We start from the raw sequence: 23,585 nt of genomic DNA on the forward strand, positions 1-23,585 counted from the left end.
TTTGATTACCACTGTACTTTACGTCACTTGTAGCTGGTTAGGTGAACTACCAAGCACCTAAGAGGTGGCGGCTTCTTGGTCAATAGAGCTACTGCTCCAAGTTTACCCAAGCTTACAGGTTAGTTCCTAACCCAGAAGATGCAGTATTACATTGCTAGTTTCAGAAGGTTTTGAGCAGCATTTACGTCTCTGTCATGATGCACATGACATGCTGGACACGTCCATTCTCGCAAGGCAAGATGTTTCACCTCTGCATTTTTGTAACCATTACGAAAGAAGTTCTTATAGGCCTTGTCTAAGTTCAGTTGAGCATTAGCAAGTGCAAGGCTATCCACTTCTTTCAGCCAATCGAATTCCTTTTTGTATGGACCAGGTGTATTCTTGAGCATCGTTTCCGTTTTTTGGTAATGGTCAATCTTGTCTGCAAGCATCCGATTGTAGATGAATCGAACACAACCGAAGGCTTTTGCAAAGTAAAGCTGCTGCTGGCTATTCGGATAAATGCGATACTTGAAGGCTTTCAGCAATACGATTCATCCTTTCATGCCTTGGTCTTCGATGTACTTCTTGATTACGTCTATTGGAGCTCCACCCGTTGTGAGCAGACAATAGGAACGTGACCAAAAATGCTCTTTCCAAAGTGACTCTCGGATGATAGGGAATTCCTTTTTGATAAGCCTGGAGGATGCACTTTTGTAAGCGTTGAGAAACTTGGAAATGTTCGTATTGGGATGCGCCTTCATGAGAACGTGAACATGATCCTGGTCATGATTCCATTCCTGAAGCGTGATTTTGTAGGGTAGTTGAATGGACTCAAATATCTCTTTCAGACGTTCGGATATTTCAGCGGTAATGACTTTCTTACGATATTTGATGACTAGAATCAAGTGATAGTTCAATGAGAATACTGAGTGGTTATTGGAGTCTAATTTCATCGATTCTACTACCTTTCCTACTATACGACTGAATCATTTTATTATAGTATCTTAGGCGGTAGGAGTCAATGTAGATCAGGCCGTTGCCATTCATCCCCCACTTTAGAAGGTGGGGGAACTCTGACAACTAGCGGTTAAATAAGATGACTCCTGACGAATACAGAAGTCATCTCCTAGCAGCTTAAGGCTATGTTAACCGTTTTTATACAGTGTCCATAAATGGGGGTACAGCTCTCAACTAAGAGATTGAGCGGTTTTCAAGCCTGCCTTAACGTTTACTTATTTATATGCTACCGCGATTTCATTCAATTGAAAGCGATAAACCGGGTCATTCGCTCCCATGTAGCTAAGCTTGGTAGCCCTCACTCTGATCTTCGTCGCCCATTGTGTTCCAAATGTGAATACCTGTTGATTATAGCCTGGACTTGTCCAATTGGTTTGTGTTACTAGTGGAAGCCAAGTCGTTCCATTCCAAACTTCAATAACGAAATCCACTGGAAACCCGCCCCCTGCCAAATCCTTTCTAGGGGTCAAATACACCGTGTTGAAGTATTTGTTCGTTGGTCCCCAATTCACTTCTGCCCACTCTGTATGATTAGCGTCCGAATATCCAACAGACGACCAGCCCGAATCTGTGTTCCCATCATTTAATTGATTGGTGAAGAACCCATAGCTCTGTATGCTGGTTGATGTGGTCGCTACAGCCCCGGCAGCTAAGTTTGTTGCTCTAGTCCCTAGACCTTCGATCTTTAACGCTCTCATATCGTTGCCGGCAACAGAAACCGTATAATTATGCAGGCTACTTTCAGCTACATCGGTTGTAACCTCATCCGTCATCAGGTCTGTAACTTTATAAGTGGGGTATCGGTCCATATTCATATCCTGCAACGGAATGTTAAGAACCACATTCTTATTGGCTCCTGTGAAATCATCAGAAAAGTTCGTTGCGCCTGTTATTGAGATATTGTCAAAATGCGCATGCATTCCGCCGGTTACGAGTCCGACATAACCATTTGAAAAGGTGCTGTCATTGTAATCCATTACTGGTGTTGCATTGCCTTCTACATAAACCTTGATGTTTGAATCTGATGCTACAATTTTCAGATGACGGAACTGCCGTGGAGATACCCCAGGGTTTGGTGTTGCTTCCACGAGTACTGTACCGCCGCCTGCCGATCCTTTGTAGAGTATTAAACTACCGCTTGACCTCCAGAGTACGCTATAACCACTCTGATCATAACCATCTGCAGCATTCGTCTTTCTAAACTGTACCCCGGCCCAGTTTTGGTCACTTTGATCCGGATCGCCTGCGTTCCTTATATCCAGGTCTATGGTCATATTGTTCCAGGTCCTGCCGGTTATTACATTGTTGTGTCCAAACTGTGTATCTTCTCTTTGTGACAATTCTCCATGCTCGACTGTCCACGACCCTGAATTACTGGTCCAATTACCTGCTTCCCCATTATTTCCCACTATAACTGCTGCCGTTCCACTGTTATTATACCTTGCATATGCGGGTGTAGTCTGATACGACCCGCTGTTATTTACCTTGACGATATTACTCTGCCTGTGATCGTCTGGGAATGTTGTGAACAGGGTAGGATTCGCTTTTCTTACAGCAATCATTTTCTTCACGTCATTATAGAAAATGAGATTTGCACCGGTTTTTTGCGACCAATCTATCGTATTGAAGTATAACACGTAATTAGATGGTGACAGATCGATAGGATTATTAAACTCCTCGCCTGCCATGAATATGGGTATAAATGGAGAGAACAACAATTCATACCCCATTCTCAGCCTGCTTAATCGCGCTCCATATGCATAGGAATCATGGGTGCTCAAAGCGTAGGTATACCACTTTTCGGCTCCGCCATTGGTTAGGCTGATGCCGTTTTTCACGACATCGACGATATCGTTCTCATAGAGAAAATCCTTCGATCCTTGTGTAACATGGGTGCTTCCCACATCAACTTGAGCAAAATCATAGACATGATTTCTTGTATTCTTGAATTCAGAAATCATCACTATGGGATATCCCTCATTATTGAGTTCAGTCCTTATCCGGTCAAATACGCTATACCCTGAGATTTCAGGTTCAAGATCACCCCTGAAACCATCTACACCGTGGACTTTCACCCATGTTTTGCACATGTTTACCCACCAGTCAATAAACCCTTGATTGGTCCAATCAAAATCTGCCATGTCCCATGTACCTATAATGTTGCCTTGCGCATCCTTCTTAAACCAATCGGGATGATTAGCTACAAGACTACTATCAAACGTGACCCCATGAGGGACAATATCAAGAATAACTTTTATTCCCTGTGCGTGTGCCTCTGTCACAAAAGCCTCGAAATCACTCACAGTACCAAAAGCGCTGCTTACCTGATCCGGCTCCTTTACGCTATACGTGACATCATAATCAGAGGTATACGAAGATATAGGATTCAACCAAATTGCAGTTATCCCAAGATCCTTTAAATCAACCAGCTTGGCTTTCGCGGCGTTGAAGGTGCCTTGCGGCGTGAATGTTTTCATTCTTAATTCATAAATAATTAAATCTTTTGTCCATGCTGGGGAATTGGTCGGTGTTGAATTTGCTGATACGGCCAAAGGTACTGTAGTCAGAAACGGCACTGCAAGTAAGGATGTCAATAGTTGCTTATACAATCTTTTTCCCATTTAAAACTCTCCCTTCCGATTTCTCCTCACTGTAGAGCGCTTGCTGACATTAGACGCCAGAGCAGCTCCCTTGAGCAGTTTTATCGATATACGATTTCAATCTTGGAGTTTAGGCGAAATGCTTGATAATACGCAATACAAGGGCTGATGCTTCGGCGCGATTCATTAGCTTGTCTGGCAGTAGCTCGCCGTCACCGTTGCCTTTCAGGATGCCCTCCTTAATAAGTAAAACAAATGCACCTCTTGCCCAATCAGCAATCTGATCCTCATCCTTGAATGTAGATAGAAGAACGTCCTCCTCCTGTTGCGTCCATTCTGTCTGCTGATCTCCAAGCACGAAACGGATTGCATTCGCAGCCATAACGATTCCTTGCTCACGAGTTAATCCTTGGTCACCTTTGAACGAACCGTTATGAAAGCCTGAAACGATGCCGGCTTCGTATGCCAGCTCAATCGGCATACTCTCCCAGGACCCAGCTTCCACATCGTTGAATGAACTCGCTTTTACTCCCGACTGCATTAATCCAAGTCCACGGATCATTAACGCCGTATACTCTTTTCTTTTAATTTCACGCTTGGGCTCAAAGTTTGTATCGCTTACACCCAAGACAACAAGTCTCGAGGCAAGCTCCTCCACTTCTCCTTTTCCCCAATGCCCGTTCATATCGTTGAACTGCTTGGCATATGAGATTACTCCGTACCCGTCATGCGGTGCGAAATTATGAAGTAGAGCGTAAACCTTGCCATCAACCTCTTCAATAGATGTTGGAATCGGATACACATCTCCGCTCGGATAAACAGCCACTCCTGTTGCAGCCATCCTCTCGTCATCTGTTAAGCCCAACAGAATATCAAGATGGTTGCCTGATTTGAAGATCGCGTCGATGGATTGATCGTTGAAGCTAAAGCTCACCTTTACAGTGAATGTATTTGCTCTCCAGACATATCCCTTGTTCGATAGAGATTTTTTCACTTTATCCATGTTCTCAGGAGTCCATTGCTCCAGCTTGATCTGCATCTTTACATCAGACATGGCTGCTCCATTCAACAAGGCTGCTATCTTCTCCAGATCAAAGCTTCCCGCTTTTATTGGAACAATATAATCGGTTGTCTGAATATTCAGGAGGCCCGAGCTTTCGTCCATCTGCTTCAAGTCAGATGCTGTTAATCCTTCAATGATTGTTCTGTTTTCATTAGCCAGCCTGACATTAACAATCGAATGCTCCTTCTGCGCAAATTGACGCAATATCTGATTGGCATGGAGCCTCACCTGCAATGTCGGCTTATTATCCACATTCCTCAGCTCTTCAGAAGCATACGATCCTGTCTCAGATCCAGTCTCTTCACTGCTGACGCTTGTTTCCGGCACAATAACCGTTCCCCCATTATAAGGAGGTGAAGGTTTGAACTGAATCACCGGTACAACTGTTTCGGAGCTCCGCTCTCCGAGGTCGTTGGCTCCAGTGACAAGGAATTGATATTTGCCTGCCGTAGCGAATGATACTGGAATTCGAAATTCGGTTTCACTTTCTGATCGTTTCCCTTCAGCCACTAACGTATCCGAATCGTCTAACCATCCATTGCCATTGCGATCGTTCCACAACTGAACGCGCGCACCGGGAGCAGCATTGCCCGATATGTTATACGTCGAGGCTTGAGTCGATACAGGTTCGACGGGAGTCGTAACCACTGGCGCCGACATAACCGGCTCTCTCAGATGCAAACCCACGTAGAAATAAGGAATGTCCGCTTCCTTAATGGAGAATTGAGGCAGTCTCTTAAGACTCGTCCAACGATAAGGGTCCGCAGCCTGACCGGTGTTCATCCCTTGCGGACGAACCTCGACAATCATCTGCGACCTGTGCGGTCCCATATCCGCCGTGACGATTGCCACTCCCGGCTTCATTCCTCGTATTCCTCCAGATGCATTTACCGAAATGACTTCAGATTGCTCGGTGCTCCATGTCACCGGCAGGGATGGAGACCGATAAAAGCCGCTGTCTGTCAACTCCCTCACCGACAATGTGCTTTCTTCATCGATTTTCAGGACCGAATACGCTTGATCTGCAACAATTGCCGCAGGTTTAATGGCAACTGGATTACTTACACGGAATTGCAGCTCGACCAAACCAACCTCAAGCACACTCCCGTCTGCTTTTTGAACATAAATATCGGTAGTTGGCAACGTTTGTCCGCGAAAAGCAGAAACGTCGATTTCAAAGGTCGTAAGCTCTCCATCATAGTCAATAGAGTAGGAATTATAGAATGGACTCTGACCATTCGACGTTTTGTGCCAGGTACGCATATAGAAAACAGCGTTCTTCTGCTCATTCACTTCATCTTTTGTAAATCCAACTTTACCGATCAAATGCACCTGTGAAGCATCGGGGATTTTCAAGTTAAGGCGTCCATTTATCCCTGTTCCATCCGCGCTGCCGCTAAATATAATCGGTCTATTATAGGAATGTCCATCCTCCATTATTACTGATTCAGGTTGGATCGCTGATCCGTAGGCTGTAGGGGTTCCGAATTCAAAACTTTCATAAGTAGGTTCAATTGACCATTCCCCCTCCTCTGCATAAGTGGAAAGCAAATCTTGGTAGTCATAATCGTCATCGATTACATGCACATAAGCACGGGCCACGGCCTCATTTGTTGCCAAGGTGATCGTTGCCGTTCCATAACCCAAAGCTTCAATTTGTCCCTGTTCATCAATAGCAACTAAATCAGGACGATCTGTGTAAAAATAGGCGCCCGCACCTGGTGTCCAGTCTTCACGACTGCCATCGCTGTAAGTTTGCAATACAGACAGCTTTTCTGTGGCTCCAAGTTTCACAAATGTGTTGGCCGATGCAAAAGTTAATCCGTTTGTTCGTTTTTCTGCCTCTTCATCATCATAGACGAACTTAAATTCAACCAGATCTACTTTGGCGGATTCAACGTCTGTTGCGGATTTATGTCTTACGTTAACATCTAGGCGAATATACTGTCCCACATATGGTGAAAGGTCTGCTTCAATGGAAGTTCCGTTTCCGTTGACTGCCAAATCCTTCTGTACTACAAATAAATTGTTAGCCGTGCCCGCTCTATAAGATTCCAATATAACGGAGTTGTACGTTCCTTCCGGCGTTCCGGCAGGATATTTCAAGGTAGCAATGACTTTAACTCCCGCTTTATTCGGAACCAGAACAGAACCAACTGCACTCCCCACTTGTTCACTGGATTGAAGCGGTTCATAGCGATACACCCCGTGATACGTCTCTCCATCCTCAGATTCAACCTCTGCCATGAGGTTGGCAGTCCCATATTCATTCCCTGTCCCAAGCTCAAACGGATGCCAACCATTCCTATTCGACCATGTACTCCATGTTGCAGTATCCAACAAAGTCAGCAACGACTGTACATACGGCTGCTTCACAGTAATTTCCATCGTGGCACTAATAGCCCCTACAGTGGCCGTAATAACCGTTTGACCTGGAGCGAGGGTGGACAATTGACCATTCCCGTCTATAACAGCGACGCTTTCGTCGCTACTTGACCACTGTGGAATCGAATCCATCTCGTCTTTATAGAAGTAAAAACCTTCGGGTGTAATCCCCGTCACATCCAATGTGATATGACCCCCGGTTATCAGCTCCAGTTGTCTATTCTCATCAGATTCCAGCTTCTGATGTTGCAGCGTCTCGCCTGATAAACGAATCACCAGATGATCCAATATTGTATCCTTGTTGCCGCCGCCCAGCTGCAAATCATCAGCATTCCCATTATAGAAAACAAAAGTCTGCGGCCCTGTCGATGACACTTCCAAACTGCCATCCGCATTCGGAACAACGACGCGATTATTCGTTATATCGTATTTTGGTTGCGCATCTCGGAAATATATGCGATCTGTAACCGCATTAGGGAAAGTGACCACGGTAAATGATTCATTCGCATTCACCTGTTTGCCGCTATGAGAGTATACATGCACATCTGCTTGTTCAGCTAAATTGCGATAAAACTGAACAGACGAAATCGAAGGCGAACCCAGCCAAACGTTGCTCCCACCCGAATGTTCTTTATATGCGGCAGTAACATACAGGCCCGAACGGCCCAATACCGTGACCCCTTCCGACTCATCTGCCACAAATAGCGGTATCGCCGATGCAGATCCGCCCAGACTCGTACCCGGAGCTATACCATGCAGCAACGGCTCGGACGCTGCATCAACAGCTCCTATTGTAAAGGCTTGAGAGCCGGCTTCCGTTAATGAAAGACCTGTTACTTCTTCCATATGTGACGCTTGACGGGAATCTGTTCCGTTTTGATCTCTTTTCCAATAACCTGCTGCGTATAACCACACCAACGTCTTGTTTGTTGGATCCCATTGTGTTAATTGGGTTCTTTGGTTATCATCCAATGCATACGCATTCGCGAAAATATAAAGCTTGTAATCATCCGCTCTCCCTTCCAGTACGTCAGACAGAAGAATAATGTCGTAAGGGGCTCCCGTCTGCGAAAGCTCATTTCGAACAAGTCGCAATCTTTCGTTCACGTGTGAGCCGGACGAGGATTGGATCATCTGAGAGAATTCATCCACCACCAGCGCAATTTCCGCTCCGGATTGACGCGGAAGCTGAATGGATGCTTCTGCCAACTGATTCATCTTGTGAATCTCATTCATCATCCGAGCATTGTTGAATCCGCCGTAGCCGGCATCATCATACCAATGCTGACCGTATGATTTGGTAAGCGACAAACCGAAGTTTCTCCAGAGCAAAGCCAACGATCCCTCTACACTATTGGTCAAAGGGGGCGCTCCATGCGTATCGGTTCCCATATGCGTCGCATAATCGTCTTCAGCCACATAGAGCTTGCCGTGCAGCTTGGCTGAATCCATTGCTCCATGGACGCTTGAGAATCCTTGCTCCAGATCGCGATTCGTATAGTCCATCGGTGAGTATATGAGATCAATATCCGGGCTATTTAACAATGTATTAATATCGAGTTCACCTGATAACGGACCGTATTGACCGAAGGCGAGCGTATAGCCGCTATAAATGGCGACCAGCTTATTGCCGTTAACTTCATCTTTGACAACACTGGACAGAGCTGTGGCAAATCGGGATATTTGGCCGTTCTGATATTCCACATAGTCAACAGCGGCGCGATGCTCGGATGGATTCAGAAAAGGCGTGCCAGTAACCTTGGCTGGAATTTCAACGGTTTCGAAGGTCGCCTTCTCATCTCCCCAGGCTTCTCTAAGCTTGCTTATATCGGAGGAATAAGCCGCTTTCAACCAATGCCGGAAATTAGACAGATTCCCCAGACTGCGATCAAAGTCTCGATTGCTCCATGTATCTACATTGAACCATTCCCCTGTGCTTCCGGCACTCAGCGTATAACCGAGAATACGGTCCCCTACAGGACTTGCCTCGTAACGACGAATTTGTTCTCTTAAAAACAGCTCTGCGCGATTCTTCCACTCATCCGATCCATAGGAATTTGCTCCCCAAGAAGCCCCGGTATCTACGTTAACCTCCTTGCTGTTGGCGCGTGAGAAACCATAAGGCGTATCCGATCCGATCCATAGAATCGGAAGGAAATAGGCGTCAGGATCTTCTTGTACGATCCTCTCCATTTCCGGCAGCCATACCTCAAGCGTTGGATAGCCTGTTGAATGGCGGGGCTGATAAATGTGAATGCCGGCGTTAGCAGCGGACTCCGTCGACCTCGGATACCAGCCCCACTGAAACCATCCAATTAACGGACGGGGTTCTCCATTCACATGCAGGGTCGGAATCCCATCTACACTCTCAACCGTTGCTGTCTCCACCGGCTCGAATACGTCTGAGCCGGATGTGACTTGCAATTCATTTGCCTTGACCATTGGTGGAAAGACGGTAATCAATGAAATGAATAGACTCAAGCAAAGCCACCCCGATAAGAAACGTTTCATTTTTTCTCCTCCAGTGTATAAAGTAATCGTTCTCAAGTCGATGCTGCTCAAGCTATGTCAAGGGACATAGAAAATGAAGGTTTTTTCCCGCTCGAACGATATGCAGGGTGTGATCCGGAAGGGTTATTTCGAACTGAGCATCAATTCGTGATGAAACGGTTAATGCAAATTGATTCTGTTCATTGATTTCCCAGGATATACGTACAATTCCATTTCGAACAGCTACTTCTCCCGCCGCGCGCTTAAGATGACCGGGCTGCGGAGCTATTCTAATACGGGTTGAGCCTGGAGATGCAGGCTTCACGCCCAATATATTCGCAGTAAATTCATAGATCGGCACAGCGCCCCAAGCATGACAATCGCTTCGTTGACTTACCGGATCCTCAACCCATGACGTCAGCCCAAGTGCAGCCAAATCTCTCCACGTATCCCACAGCGAGAAGGATCGGTCATAGGCACCGGTCTCCTCCAATGCCCGGAACAAGAAGAAGGACATCGCGTAAGATACCTTGGCTAGTGAATGATCCGATAGCACGCGCTCCATTAATTGTGCGGCAGCTTCTCCCTGAACAGCTCCTGCCAGAACCGCCCAGATCTGCGCATGCTGACTATACAGCTCTACCTGCGGACCATCGCGATACAGCCCCGAGTTTTCGGAGTAACTTGTCCTATTGACTGCTTGAAGCAATGCCTCAGCACGCACTCTGTATTCATCTCCGGTATCTCTTCGACCTGATGCGTCTTGCAATTCGGATGCCAGCTTCAAAACTGCGGCATACATCAAATTGTAAATGGTTATACTGCCATACTTCGAAGCCGTTGGAACCCCCCGCTCCTCCCTCCATTCGTCAACCCAATCGACGAACGACCAATATTGTGACGGCATTTCGCCCAGAAGGCCATTCGTTTCCAGCCTCTGATTGAACCATTCCAGAACGCCATCGATGGTTGGCAAATACGTTCTAACGAGAGACAAATCCCCGAAGTACTGATAATGATCGTGCACCATCATGATCCAATGTAATGAAAAACCCGGAATTACTTGAGGTAATACTGACGGATATCTGCTCTGCAGCATGCCGTTAGGCAGCCTAGAGCTATGAAAGTCAAAAATCGCTTTTCGCGCCAATCGGTCATCGCCGCTTAATTGGTAGGTGAATAAGGCCTGAAGCCTGGTGTCCATGGCATACTGCAGTTGCTCATAATAAGGACAATCCTCATAGGTTTCATGCATGCAACGCTTTAGAGTGTTAATGCTAATGTTCCACAATGGCTGCAAGCTGTCATCGGAGCTAGAGAAACTAGACCTTATTTCTAATGGATAACCGGTTTCTTTGTAAGAAATGGATTGGACGGTCAGCTCCTCCTCAGCCGTTTCGATTTCCAATAAAAGATAACGAAAGGTTCTAAACAAGAACGGTTCGTAAATTTCAGGATAATCAGCTGAGCCAAATCCGCCGGTTTCGTACAGATCATATTCCCCAAACAACTCACCTGTCGCATCATTTCTTAGTTCCTTCACGCGAACTCCGGTAACCGGGTCTCTTTTTTCGTAGCATTCGGCGTAGAGCAGCTTCACCTTCGCCTTTTTTCCATGGATCAACACCAGCACTGGATAACCGGTTGTCAATTCGCCGGCATCAAATTCAATTTTAAAGATTTGGTTCGGCCCAATGGTAAATGGCTTTTCAATATAGGTCGAACCTTCCGGCGCATTAACGATTCGCCCATTTATTTTGGTCGCCTGTTTATACGTACAATCCTTTTCATAGAGCTGCGGGATATTGCGCGGTGTTAGATTCCACGGCATTAACTGTCCATAGTTGACATCTTCATTATCGCTAACCTTTACGCCCCGCTCCCAATCCGAATCATCATATTCGATTGTATTCCAGCCATATGCGAGCTTTTGACCATCCACTCGTTCCAGTCCGCCTAGATACCCTGTCTCCATATAGGATACTTCGTAGGTGATCGCCGTTTCTTGAAGACATAACCAGCTGTCATCTGTATGCAGCTTTATGATTGAATTGCTTTCGCTGTCCAGAACTTCGCCTGATAGCAGAAATCCTCCGCTGCTCGCCCTCCAGACAGATACCGGCCCTCCCTTACCCACAACAAATGGATTCAAAGCATCATAATGAATGACTTTGGCAGCTATAACATTTCGACCTTTGCACAGATACGGGGTGCAATCTACTTCTTCGTAATAATGGGTATGATTGTCCCCCTTGCTGGGGCCTTGCGATACCTTGTAGCCATTCACATATAACCGATATCTGCTATCTGCAGAAACCTTAATGTGCAATACCAGATCTTCTGTATGGTCCAGCACAAAGCTTTTGCGAAAATAGATGTGTTCATGCTGCCGATTTTCTTTTAATAATTGTTTATCATGTATCCAAATCCATTGTGCGTCTCCAACATTTGCACGAGACATCGCTCACACTCTCCTCAACACCAGTCATAAAAAAGGAAGGATTTCTCCTTCCTTTATTTAACACTTATTGTTTGGCCCACTCGTTTACTTCTTTTGTAATTTGCTCTCCGCCAATTTTATTCCATTGTTCAACGAAGGAGTCAAAAGCATCTACAGGTTCATTACCAAGAATAATTTTTGTAAATACTTCTTGCTCCAATTGCTTCAGTGTCGCTTGCTTATCGACCATTGTTGCCGTCGGTGCTCCAAAGAATTTGGTTGTTTTCTCACGTTTTTGTTTAATGTATGCATTTTCGATTACAGCAAAGGAGCCATTTTCGCCAAATATTTTTGCCAATCCAAAGCCAGTATTGTCGCCGTTTTTGTATTTAACGATATTGTCGTAATAAATGCGCTCCTCCGAATTGAGAGATGAAGGATCATTAGTTTCCACCGCGGCAGATACATTATGGTAAGCAACAATATTCTTCATAGGATCTCCGCCTGGGAAGACGGCAGCATATTTCCAAACCTCGACCGGACTTCCATCAATATCTCTATTGAATAGCTCCGGATCAGAATTGGCTTCATATTTCTTCTCGAGAATGATATTCAGCAGTTTAATGGCAGCCTCCGGGTGTTTATAGCCCTTCTTCACCACATAGTAAGAACCTGTTGAGAATCCGACTTGTGCGCTGGCAGGCGTCGCATCTGCAGAAAGCACAGCAAGCTGTTTCCAATCTGCATCAGGCTGATTATTTTTCAAATCCTGAAGCGGCCAGTTTGATGTCCATTGCGGTCCGTACATAATACCGATTTTGCCCGCGGCTATCGATTCTGCCACCTTGCCAAGATCATTGACTCCAAATTCTTTATCCAGAATACCTTCTTTATAAAGTTGAGCAAGCTTTGCCAATGCGTTCTTCATCTCAGGCTGCGTGCTTCCGTATACAATTTCGCCTTGTTCATTTTCAATCCAATGTTGCGGGTAAGCGTGGTAGCCATTAAAGAAGCCTTCAAGACTGGCAGGATTGCCGATTGCAACAATATCCTTAAACGCTGCGATACCGTATGTGTCTTTGGTGTTATTGCCATCTGGGTCCTGTTCCACGAAAGCTTTCGCCACCGCCAGCAGTTCTTCAATATTCGTCGGCTCTTTAAGCGACAACTTCTCTAACCAGTCTGTTCTGATCCATAACAGAGGAACGCCGTCATACGGGCTTCCTGTCTCCGGAATTCCATACAGCTTACCGCCAAATGTAGCGGAACTCAGTGAATCCCCACCATCGCTGGATAGTTGTTTTTTTGTGTATTCGCTTGCAAATTGGTCGTACACTGTTGTTAGATCCTCAAGCATATCCGCCTCTACCAGGGTTTTAAGCTGGGAAGCATCCACACGCAATAGATCCGGAATATCACCGCTTGCAATTGAGGTGTTAATTTTGGCTGCGCCGCTATCTCCGCCATTAACAACCCAGGTATTTTTCACATTAATATTAAGTTCATCACGATAGATATCATACCAGAAGTTGTTATCAATCGATTTCCCTTGATCAAACTTCCAACTGGAGTCATAAATAATTCTTCCTGTTGTCAGTTCGATCGGCTCACTATATTTGGTGAGCGGACCATTCTCCTTATTGCTTTTAGTTTCATTGGCTGCGGCTGTACTCGTCTGTGCTGGACTGTTGTTGTCTGAGCCATTGTTTGTTCCAGTGCAAGCGCTTAACAATGTGACAGACAATACTGTTGCCAAGAGAACACTTGGAACTGCTATCTTTCTTTTAATCAACTTAACTTCCCCTTTCAAGATAAGCATTTTAAAAGAGCATTTACTCTTGTCTATATCATAACTTTCAAGTTAATGCCCAACTACGCGAAAGTATTGTCAATGTTATATTCTGTTGTTTTCTTTGTACTCCTGAGGGGTTATTCCCACTCTTTTTTTGAAGAACCTAGAGAAGTAGGGAATATTATCAAACCCCAACGATAATGCAATTTCATATATTTTTAACGTCCCTTCCTCTAAAAGTTGCTTGGCTTTCACAACCTTTAGTTCCGTTATCTTATCAGATAAGTGGTATCCTCTCTCGGAAAAGTACATTCTGGATAAATAGGAGGAGCTCAAATGAACCTGCTTGGCCAAATTCGTCAACGAGAGATCGCCATGGAGATGTGATTCAATATAAGCATCCACCTTCTCGGATATCTCAAACTTCTGATCCTCTCCCTTTTGCTTGACAATCTCTATGATGGCTCGAAATAATTCTTGACAATATTTTTCCCAAGCTTCTAAATTCTCAACCTGATTATAATTAACGAGTAAATCCAGGTTCAGTTTTTCTGTGACCTCCGAACGAATATTTTTCTCATTCATATAGCGGATAATGGCTAATGATAATGTACAGAATGCCTCCATCTGCAGCCCATAATCTACAAATACCGATCTCGCATAATTTCCAAAAAATTGGGCAACTTCACTTTGCAGTGCTTCTCCGTCTATAGCTTCCAGACTAGTCAGTATTTTTCGAATGGATTGATTCAGATCCGCCGCTGTCAGCTGCGTCTGTGATTTGTCCATGGCATGTTCAGAATGCGCGATGATAATCTCTTGCTCCATCCCAATTCCTTTTTTCAATACAGCTGCCATATGTTCGTAGCTGTTAGACAACTCGTCCCAGCCTATTACATGGGGTGAAATAATAAATGAAATTTTCAGGCGAAGCAAGTCATGTATCGCTTGCTGCAAAACATCGATGATTTCGCTAATTTGAATAAACAATTTCTGATCGACAAACTCGCTTGAGACAGATTGAAAAATCCAAATGAGATACCTTTCATGGGTGCAAGTCAACATTTTAATATCTGATGTTAAAAATTCCTCAATCATATTATTAATAGCGAATTCCATCAACAATCGATCCCTAACGATGTATCCATCCGGCCAATAGTCTACTCTCCCAAGCAGTAGCAGTACAGGCTCCTTCGCAGTCATTTGCAATCGAAGACTTGAGAACTGTTCATCTAGTCGCGCTAAAGCATAAGGCTCCTTCCTGAGGATTTGCTCCACCAAATCATGAATGAGCAGCGGCTTCGCTTGCTGGAGCTGAAGCTCTGCCCTTCGCGCCAATTCCACAGTATTTGACTCATCCCGAATTTGCTTAACAACAGTTAAAACCTTCTCCAATAATTGCTCATCCTCAATTGGTTTCAGCATATATTCCGCTACTTGCTGCTGCAACGCAAAATGCATATATTCATAATCAGAATATCCGGTTAAAAAGATTACTTTACAACGTTTCCACTGTTGCTTGACACGGTTAACCAACTCAATCCCCGTCATACCGGGCATTTGAATATCCGTAATCAAAAGATCGATACGATTTTGTTCAAAAATCTCCATGGCTTGTTTAGCGGATAACGCCTTCCATACCCTTGCTTCCAACCCGCTTCTTTCACTCAGCAGTTGAGAAACACCATTCGCAATAAACGGCTCGTCATCGACAACCAGTATATGCAGCATTTAACTAATCCTTTCTCTGTAACGTAATATTCACACAAAGCCCGCCGCCTTCATTGTTTTGAAGCATTAATCCATTTTGATCACCAAGTATCAATTGAATTCTGCGATGTACATTCCAGATTCCGTCTCCGTTCCCTTCATCTATGTTGGCCATTTTTCTTAAATCCCATTGATCAAGCTCCTCCTGCTTCAATCCAATACCGTTATCACTAATTGAAATATGAACTTCCTTTTTACTTGCGGTCACTTCAACCTCGATCGTACCATCTTCATAAGTATTTCGGTGCCCATGCTGATAGGCATTTTCAATCAAGGGCTGAATAATAAGCCTTGGCACTTGCCAATCTTCAATCTCACCTTCAACATGAAACCGACATCGAATTCGTTCTCCGAATCTGATTTGTTGTATAGCCGCATAAGTTTTTGCGTGTTCAATTTCTTGCTTTAAGGAAATTAAATCTCCTGAGGTTCGCGTCAAAAATTTAAAGTAATCGCCGAGGTGCTTCGACATTTCCGTGACGCCCTCGTAATTTTCCTCCTGCGACATGCGATAAAGCACATACAAGCTGTTATATAGAAAATGAGGATTGATTTGCGATTGCAAATGCTTTAGTTCCATTCTTTGATTGTGAATTTTTTTTTCATAATTTTGCTTAATTAACTGATCAATCTGGCCCAACATATGATCGAACTGAAAATACATATAAGAAAACTCGTCACTCTCGTCATGATTAATCATTAATTGAAAATTACCATCCTCTACTTTTCTAAATAACCGTAGCAAGCGTTTCATCGGCCGATGCACTAGCCGATAGATAAAGTAGGAAAACATGACAATGGAGAGGACAGCGACTGCGCCTAAGATCCAATACCATCTATTCAGAAGCTCCACCGGAGTCCAGATGGATCTTTCATTAAAAATGGTGATGATGCTCCACCCTAACAAGGAGGAGTGCTGCTTATGGATGATATAGTTACCGAAATGAAGCTCACTGCTATTTGTGACTTGAATCTGCTGCCTCCATTCCTCGTTTACAGATACAGCGTCATTCGTATTGATCAGTAAATTCCCGCTATCATCCATTAACCAGGTTGTGCTCACTGTGTTATTATCGAGCAAGCTCATGTCTTTATGAAATTGATCCAGATCAAATTCAATAGCCATTACAATATAGGGCTTTTTAATTGTGGGATAAGCAAGGGGAAGCCATACGCGATTCCCATCGGGCACAACAAACATGCCTTGATTCATTGCCGCTACAATTTTACTGTACTCTGACTGTTCAAGCGGAATAATCCCATCCTTTGAGGAAAAGGTCTGATTAATGGTGGTCATCATTACAGAGGTCGATTTCACATACTTGCTTGATGAATTGATCAACTGAACTTTAGTATTCAGTCGGTTGACTGTGCTTGTCCATTCGTAGCTTGTAAAATATTCATTTCTAAAGTTTAATGCAAGCAAATCAATATCATTAATAAAATATTTTTGAAGCTGATGAATTCTCTCGATTTCCGATTCAAGAGAATTTAACATATAATCGGTTTTCTGTTGCATGGTATCCGATATTTGTGTTTTAACGAGTTTTGCTGCTACATCATTTATAATGATGCTTAATATGAAAATAGGAATAATAACAATGCATAGTGAAAGCAATACCTTTGTATAAATACTTTTAAAATGAAATACCCGCATATTTTGTCCCCCATCTATAATTGGCTGAGATAGGCAAAAAGACACCGGAAATCGGCGTCTAATTCACAAATTTATAGGTGACTACGGTAATAAAGCTGCAGGAGAAGGATAGCCATCTATTTCATTCATCATATTAAGGGCCAGCAAATTCCAATTAAAGAACCCCTTATTTATAATGCCTGCCCCGGTTTCTGGATTATAATATTCATGCAAGTCCTGGTTGGTTTTTATATCGTTTGATAGTAGATTAACGGCCTTCTCCATCAATTCATTGGCTTCATTACGATAACCGTAACGTATTAAAGACTCAAAAATAACATATTGGGTAACGAGCCAGATTGGCCCTAACCAATTGGAGGGATTTCCTGTCGCTACGAGTGTGTACATTTTTTCATGCTTGGACAGGCTCCGAACGCCGTTTGCACTCCAGAAGGTTTCTTCATTTCGAATATGTCTCTCTACTAGCGACTTCACTTGCTTTTCATTAGGGATACCTGCCCACATAGGCAAGAAGCTGGACCAAGATTGAACTTTTATCGGAACGGTCCTCCAGAATACGCCAAGTCCCATATGATAACCTGAGACCCTGGGGTTTGCTCGATGAGTTTTACAATTCACATCCACGGAATAATAAATCTCTTCTCTTGTATCCCAACATTCCTCTTGAATCAGGTCGGATAGCGCAGCAGCTTCTGCTTCGTAGTACGCAGCATCCTCATTATAACCAAATTCAGTCGAAAGAATAGCCAATGACCTTAATTCTCTCACCATAAATGAATTTAGATAGAGATTCGCTGAGCTGTAGGGCGGTCTGCCGAAGGTAGAAGGATCATTATCAACACCAATCATAACATCATCTGCCCACACGAACAAACCAGATTCAGAGCGATACACCGATTTATAACACTCATAGTATCGTTTGAAATTCTCGTATTTAGACTCTAACCAGTTAAAATCCTGCATAAATCTGCTGATCATCACCGCATTGAGCGCCAAGCAGGGTTTATGCATATTGACGGGACAGCCATTTCGATATAAAACTCTGCTATCAGCATCCGAATCTGCGAACAACATAATTGGAATATAGCCATCCTCCAATTGTGCATCTATAAAATTAAGAACATTTCCTTGAGCATGCTTCAGGTACAATTCCCGTTCGCCCATTTCCAGTGTACCTTCACGTTGCTTCACCTCAATCACTTGAAGCAGTGCCATTACAGCAAAGAAACAGTCCCAATCCCACAAATGGTGAGCATAAACCGATCCCGGTACAATAAATGGATGCTTTATATAGGCGGTTGGCTCATGAAGCATGTCTTTTCCTGCTTTTAATACAAAATCCTTAACTCGCTTTTTTTGTTCAAACAAATCTTCCATGACTATGCACTCCTTATTAGCCTTTTACGCTACCTAGTACAATCCCTTTAACAAAGTATCGCTGTAAGAATGGATATACGATCAGAATGGGTAAAGACCCCAAAAAGATTTGTGCCGATTTAACAGTTCTATTCGATATTTCTTGCATTCCTGTCAGAGCAGATTGTGCCATTACACTAAAGTCCTGTTGCATCACTACAGTTTGCAAATAGGTTTGCAAAGGATAATTCTCAGTCCTATTCATCAGTATGAGCCCATCAAACCATGAATTCCAATGATTAACCATTGTAAATAAACAGACAGTAGCGATAGCTGGCATTGAGATGGGGATGAAGATACGGATCATAATAACCAGGTGTCCGGCGCCGTCAAGAAATGCCGACTCCTCCAGCTCCTTAGGTAAATTCCGAAAGAAATTCAAAAGCAGGATGACATTGAATACAGTGACGGCTCCCGGAAGCACTAATGCCCAAATCGTATCCAGCATTCCGTAGAAGCGAATGGTCATATACCAAGGTATTAATCCCCCACTAATAAAGATAGTTAATACAAAGAACCAGGCATATAGACTTCTGCTTTTAAACCGATTTGATTCTTTAGATAGCGGATAAGCCGTCAAAATCGTTAAAGCCATGGATAGTACAGTTCCCAATATCAAACGTTTTACGGATATACCAAATGCATTTATAAACTCTGCTTTATTCAGGATATAGCTATAGGCTTTGAAATTGAAATCTACCGGCACTAAACTAACGCTGCCAGCTGCCGCTACTGATGGAGAACTAAGTGATAATGCCAAAATATGAATGATGGGCAATATACATATAATCGCAAGGGCGATTAGAAAAGTATAATTACAAGCGATAAACAGTTTCCTAGAAAACGAAGGATATTCCATACCTTGTTTGCCTCCTCAGTTTAGAATATACGATAATTTGCAAATCGATAGGCTGACCAATAGGATATTCCCACCAAGATCAGGCTTACGAATGATTTAAACAAGCCAACGGCTGTAGCAAGGCCATATTGCACATCGACCAAGCCAATTCGATATACTCGTGTATCAATGATATCTCCCGATTCATAAACTTGAGGACTATATAAATTGAACACCTGTTCAAAACCGGCATTTAGAACATTTCCAAGCGATAATGTCGCAACCAGGATAATAATTGGAGCCATGCCGGTGAGTGTCACATGAATCGCTTGCTTAAACTTCCCTGCACCATCGACATATGCCGCTTCATACAAAGCGGGATCGATAGACGTTATGGCTGCCAAATAGATAATGGTAGAGAATCCGAATTCCTTCCACACGTCAGAAAAAACCAGGACAAAAGGAAACCAATCGTTGCTTCCCAAAAAAAAGATTGGATCAATGCCAAATATTCCGAGGAATTGATTAACCAAACCACCGTCTGTTGACAATATATCAATCAGAATTCCGCCAAGCAGTACCCAGGACAAAAAGTGAGGCAAATAAATCAGTGTCTGCACACCCTTCTTCACAAGGGCGTTTTTAATCTCATTTAATAAAATGGCAATAACGATCGGAATAATTTGTCCGATTACGATTTTCATGCTTGAAATATAGAGCGTGTTACGCACGATTCTACCTATGTCCGGCAACTCCAACATATATCTAAAATTCTGCCATCCGATCCATTCCGAACCGAACCAGCCTTTATTGGGCATGAATTTCTGAAACGCCATTACGACTCCCGCAAGCGGAACATAACTAAAGAAAAACACCAAAATAATTCCCGGAATCAGCATCAAGTGTAGCGGCCAATTTCTTAAAAGCTTATGAAATTCCATCCTTGCTCCCTCATCTCTAATTATCTTTCTCTAATCATAGAACAGAGCAATTATCAGTACTACGGTACTTTGTTGCAGTCATTATACTCTCTTGTTCAATATTCGCTCTCTTAAAAGAAGCCCACGGATTGGCGTCAAAATCGGGCGAATCGGGGGCGACTTCTCTGTTCCGCGGCGGTTTTTATACAATAAAAAGCCGCATGAACAGTATGCCTGTTGATGCGGCTCATTTCTAGCACTATTACATGTGATTACCTGACTCCTATTGCTGGTTCAGCTTTACAATCTGGCAGCCTGTAACATGGAATAAAATTGATGATGAAAATCCACTTCATTCCTATATATTTTTGTTATTAAACGAATGCACTTGTCTATGATTTCCCCAGTGAACGTGTTGGACATGATGGCTTTATTCGAATAGATTCTTACGGTCTTCCAGTCATTAATAATTTGATCCAATAACGAGTCCATCGTATGTTTTGCATGGATATGATCAATGTTGTACTGATAGAGAATAGTTAACCTGTATTTCTCAGAGCATTTTCTATAAATCGTACTGCTTAGTGTTTCTATAATCGTTTCATTTGTTATAAGGAGCTCGAAATGTTCTGCCAGCAACAATATATTATTCAAGCTTTCCGTTATTTCATTTTGATACCTGAACATATTCTCTACAAATTTATTGATGTTTGTTTGTGCTAGCTCCTCATGGTTCAAGATATCCTGATCAGAGGGAGACACGAGCGCATATTCCCAAAAGTAGTCTGGCATTTTCACGTGCTCCGAGCTCAAGCATGACAATTTAAATTCTGAAAATGGTACAGAATATTGTCGATATTCTTTAATATCATCCACCGTATATATTTCCTCGGTAGTCAGATTAAAGCCATAGACAAAAACAGGATGCAGTCCATGTTTTTTGTTATAGTAAAAGTCTCTCCCCCGTTGATAAAATAAATCAATAAAAATCGAGATCGGATGACCACTCGAAATAGAGTTGAGTATCTCGTCTTGTAACGTATCTAATGCAGGAGCTTTTCTACGAATCGAGATCCCCATTTCCTCCAGTATCTTATCTCCATCCTCAAGATCCAACACCTCTAACTTGAAATAGCCTCTTGTATTTATTTTTTGTTTATCAAATCTATATATACTTATGACATTATTCAAAATCGGCAGCTCATCTTTTTTGAAATAATTTGCAAGTGTTAATAGCAAATTGTAGTCGCAATTGAAATAAGGAAAGTTATGATGAGGAAACATTTTTATCATTCCGTCGAATGGTTGAAAGGTATCCAGAGAAACAATTTTCTCCATAAAATAGTTCTCCTAAACTAAATTTATTGTCGATATCCGAGCTATGTTACCTCTTAACAAGGTTCATCATACGGTATTGCCGCGTTCCCGCCTTCATCTCTTCATATTTCTTCGAGCCGGGCAATGCAATGAAATCATTGATATCTCCAATATTCGTGCTCGCGTTGGCGTTGTTCGCAATCCCCTGTGTTCCAGTACGTTGCTTTGCATTCTCATCGCACGATAGAAGGACATTCAAGGTCACATCCTGATTGCGGGTTACAGAGAGGCCTGCTTCCTCTAATAGCCTCACGTTCTGCGTTACCTGATCTGCCAGCATCAGCTCCGTATACAGAAATACGCCGCCAACTCTCATGATCCGGTACACCTCTTCATAGAAGCGTGATCGATTCGGATAGGCATGCGCGGATTCCATATTCAATACCACATCGAAGCTCTCGTCTGCAAACGGTATATTCTCCGCATCGCCGACGAGATAGAAGGCTTCAACCATTCGGGATTTGGCACTGCAATACGCAATATTCGCCGGGCAGATATCGAGACCGACAATCGACAGAGGCTTGAAATATTTATACAATGCTGCTATATTCCCTCCCCTGCCGCATCCGATGTCGATAACCTGCCGCTCCCGAATCGCCGTCCTGCCCACGGCCTCGAGCAGCAGCTTGACTGAATTTCTATTCCATACATCGTCGGGCTCAATCACCGCATGTTGCTCATTCCCCTGCGAGACGTAGCCATAGTTTAAGAAGGTTGCGAATCGGCCTATGCCGGTAAGCGCAAGGGAGTTCGAAATCTCGCTATAATCTCGAATTTCGTCCTCTTTACGTTTCCAATCGGAAGGGTGGACAAGCTGCTCACGCCGGTCGAGCATCGATACATAACGATGATCGATCGTATATGCCGCATCGCAGCCGCGACATTGCAGCAGTGCTCCCGACCGGGTCAGCTCGCCCTTGCAGGTGGAGCATACCAACCTTGCATGCAGATGCTGTAACATAGCGATCACCCAGCCGACGTATCCATTTTATTGAACGCGTACACATTATAGTAATTGGGGATATTCAAATCTTCGTAGTAATCGATCATGGCATCGAAGCCGTTGGTTTGGAAGATGTTCTCAAGCCTGCTGATCTGCTCCCCGTCCAGTCCGTGAACCTCCATTACAATTTGCCTGATTTTGCCCCAATCCTTCCGGTCGATGCCTTCCAGCACCTCGAACTCGCTTTTTTCCACGTCGATTTTGAGCAGGTCAATCTGGTCCAGATCGTAATAGCGGATCATGTCGGAGATCGTCGTTAGCTTGCATGGATAGATCTGTTCATTCAGCAGCTTCGGCGACATCAGATGATCGACAAATCGGTTCAGCATTCGCGGATCGGCGAAATCATCCTCGTAATGATTGATTAACCCGTATCGGAGATCTTGATCGTGGTTCTCCCGGTATTTGATCTGAACAGAATCCGTGGACATCGTAGGAAAATAGGCAAACTCCGCTTCCTTGATCTCATTGGACAGCCCGACGTTAACCGTCGTTACGCGAGGCAGTGAGCTCGTATTCATCTTCAAAAGTTTATACGTCGGAGGCAATGGCTCAAAGGCATATACCCTGCAATTGCTCTTGCTGCTGACATATAGGGTGAACATGCCGATATTCGCCCCGACATCCATGACCGTGCCATTATCCGGGAGTGTAATCCCATGCTTGAAGTACATCTCCTTGTGGAAAATCTCGTTGTAGAGGAACTCGGTCTCGCCTTCGTTGTTTTGATAGATTTCGATCCCGTTGGGCAGCCGTTTCTTTGCGACGGCCTCTGTCTGCGACGGATGGGGCTCATGCTCTGTCCTGCTCATTCGATTCACCTTCTCCACAATTT

14 protein-coding genes are annotated in these 23,585 nt (G+C 43.7%); all 14 read right to left on the reverse strand.

Annotated elements, in window-relative coordinates:
• Positions 1 to 146: 146 nt before the first annotated feature.
• Positions 147 to 527: a helix-turn-helix domain-containing protein gene (locus ACY1JZ_RS01990; RefSeq protein ID WP_462627841.1), complete on the reverse strand. Its 381-nt coding sequence runs from the start codon at positions 525 to 527 to the stop codon at positions 147 to 149.
• Positions 528 to 533: 6 nt separating this feature from the next.
• Positions 534 to 935, reverse strand: a complete 402-nt coding sequence (gene tnpA, locus ACY1JZ_RS01995) for an IS200/IS605 family transposase (protein ID WP_462627842.1) — start codon at positions 933 to 935, stop codon at positions 534 to 536.
• A 279-nt stretch (positions 936 to 1,214) separates the two neighbouring features.
• Complete coding sequence (locus tag ACY1JZ_RS02000) at positions 1,215 to 3,620, reverse strand: alpha-amylase family glycosyl hydrolase (protein WP_462627843.1); 2,406 nt, start codon at positions 3,618 to 3,620, stop codon at positions 1,215 to 1,217.
• Between the two features lie 109 nt (positions 3,621 to 3,729).
• Complete coding sequence (locus ACY1JZ_RS02005; protein WP_462627844.1) at positions 3,730 to 9,558, reverse strand: S-layer homology domain-containing protein; 5,829 nt, start codon at positions 9,556 to 9,558, stop codon at positions 3,730 to 3,732.
• A 52-nt stretch (positions 9,559 to 9,610) separates the two neighbouring features.
• A complete protein-coding gene (locus ACY1JZ_RS02010; RefSeq protein ID WP_462627845.1) occupies positions 9,611 to 11,998 on the reverse strand; it encodes an alpha-L-rhamnosidase-related protein in 2,388 nt (795 codons plus the stop codon).
• Between the two features lie 64 nt (positions 11,999 to 12,062).
• On the reverse strand, positions 12,063 to 13,769 hold the full coding sequence (locus tag ACY1JZ_RS02015) for an extracellular solute-binding protein (protein WP_462627846.1): 1,707 nt from the start codon (positions 13,767 to 13,769) through the stop codon (positions 12,063 to 12,065).
• A 102-nt stretch (positions 13,770 to 13,871) separates the two neighbouring features.
• Positions 13,872 to 15,500 (reverse strand): response regulator transcription factor, encoded by a 1,629-nt coding sequence (locus tag ACY1JZ_RS02020; RefSeq protein WP_462627847.1) that lies wholly within the window; start codon positions 15,498 to 15,500, stop codon positions 13,872 to 13,874.
• Positions 15,501 to 15,504: 4 nt separating this feature from the next.
• On the reverse strand, positions 15,505 to 17,196 hold the full coding sequence (locus tag ACY1JZ_RS02025; protein ID WP_270168457.1) for a sensor histidine kinase: 1,692 nt from the start codon (positions 17,194 to 17,196) through the stop codon (positions 15,505 to 15,507).
• Positions 17,197 to 17,277: 81 nt separating this feature from the next.
• Positions 17,278 to 18,573: an MGH1-like glycoside hydrolase domain-containing protein gene (locus tag ACY1JZ_RS02030; protein WP_270168455.1), complete on the reverse strand. Its 1,296-nt coding sequence runs from the start codon at positions 18,571 to 18,573 to the stop codon at positions 17,278 to 17,280.
• 16 nt (positions 18,574 to 18,589) lie between these two features.
• A complete protein-coding gene (locus tag ACY1JZ_RS02035; RefSeq protein ID WP_270168452.1) occupies positions 18,590 to 19,471 on the reverse strand; it encodes a carbohydrate ABC transporter permease in 882 nt (293 codons plus the stop codon).
• Between the two features lie 20 nt (positions 19,472 to 19,491).
• Positions 19,492 to 20,391 (reverse strand): ABC transporter permease, encoded by a 900-nt coding sequence (locus ACY1JZ_RS02040; protein ID WP_270168450.1) that lies wholly within the window; start codon positions 20,389 to 20,391, stop codon positions 19,492 to 19,494.
• Between the two features lie 279 nt (positions 20,392 to 20,670).
• Positions 20,671 to 21,708, reverse strand: a complete 1,038-nt coding sequence (locus ACY1JZ_RS02045) for a hypothetical protein (protein ID WP_462627848.1) — start codon at positions 21,706 to 21,708, stop codon at positions 20,671 to 20,673.
• A gap of 46 nt (positions 21,709 to 21,754) precedes the next feature.
• Positions 21,755 to 22,708, reverse strand: coding sequence for a methyltransferase domain-containing protein (locus tag ACY1JZ_RS02050; protein WP_462627849.1), 954 nt, complete (start codon positions 22,706 to 22,708; stop codon positions 21,755 to 21,757).
• Positions 22,709 to 22,713: 5 nt separating this feature from the next.
• Entirely contained in the window at positions 22,714 to 23,562 is an 849-nt protein-coding gene (locus tag ACY1JZ_RS02055) for an FkbM family methyltransferase (RefSeq protein WP_462627850.1), read from the reverse strand.
• Positions 23,563 to 23,585: the final 23 nt, after the last annotated feature.

It is taken from the genome of Paenibacillus sp. J5 (genome assembly GCF_054955055.1).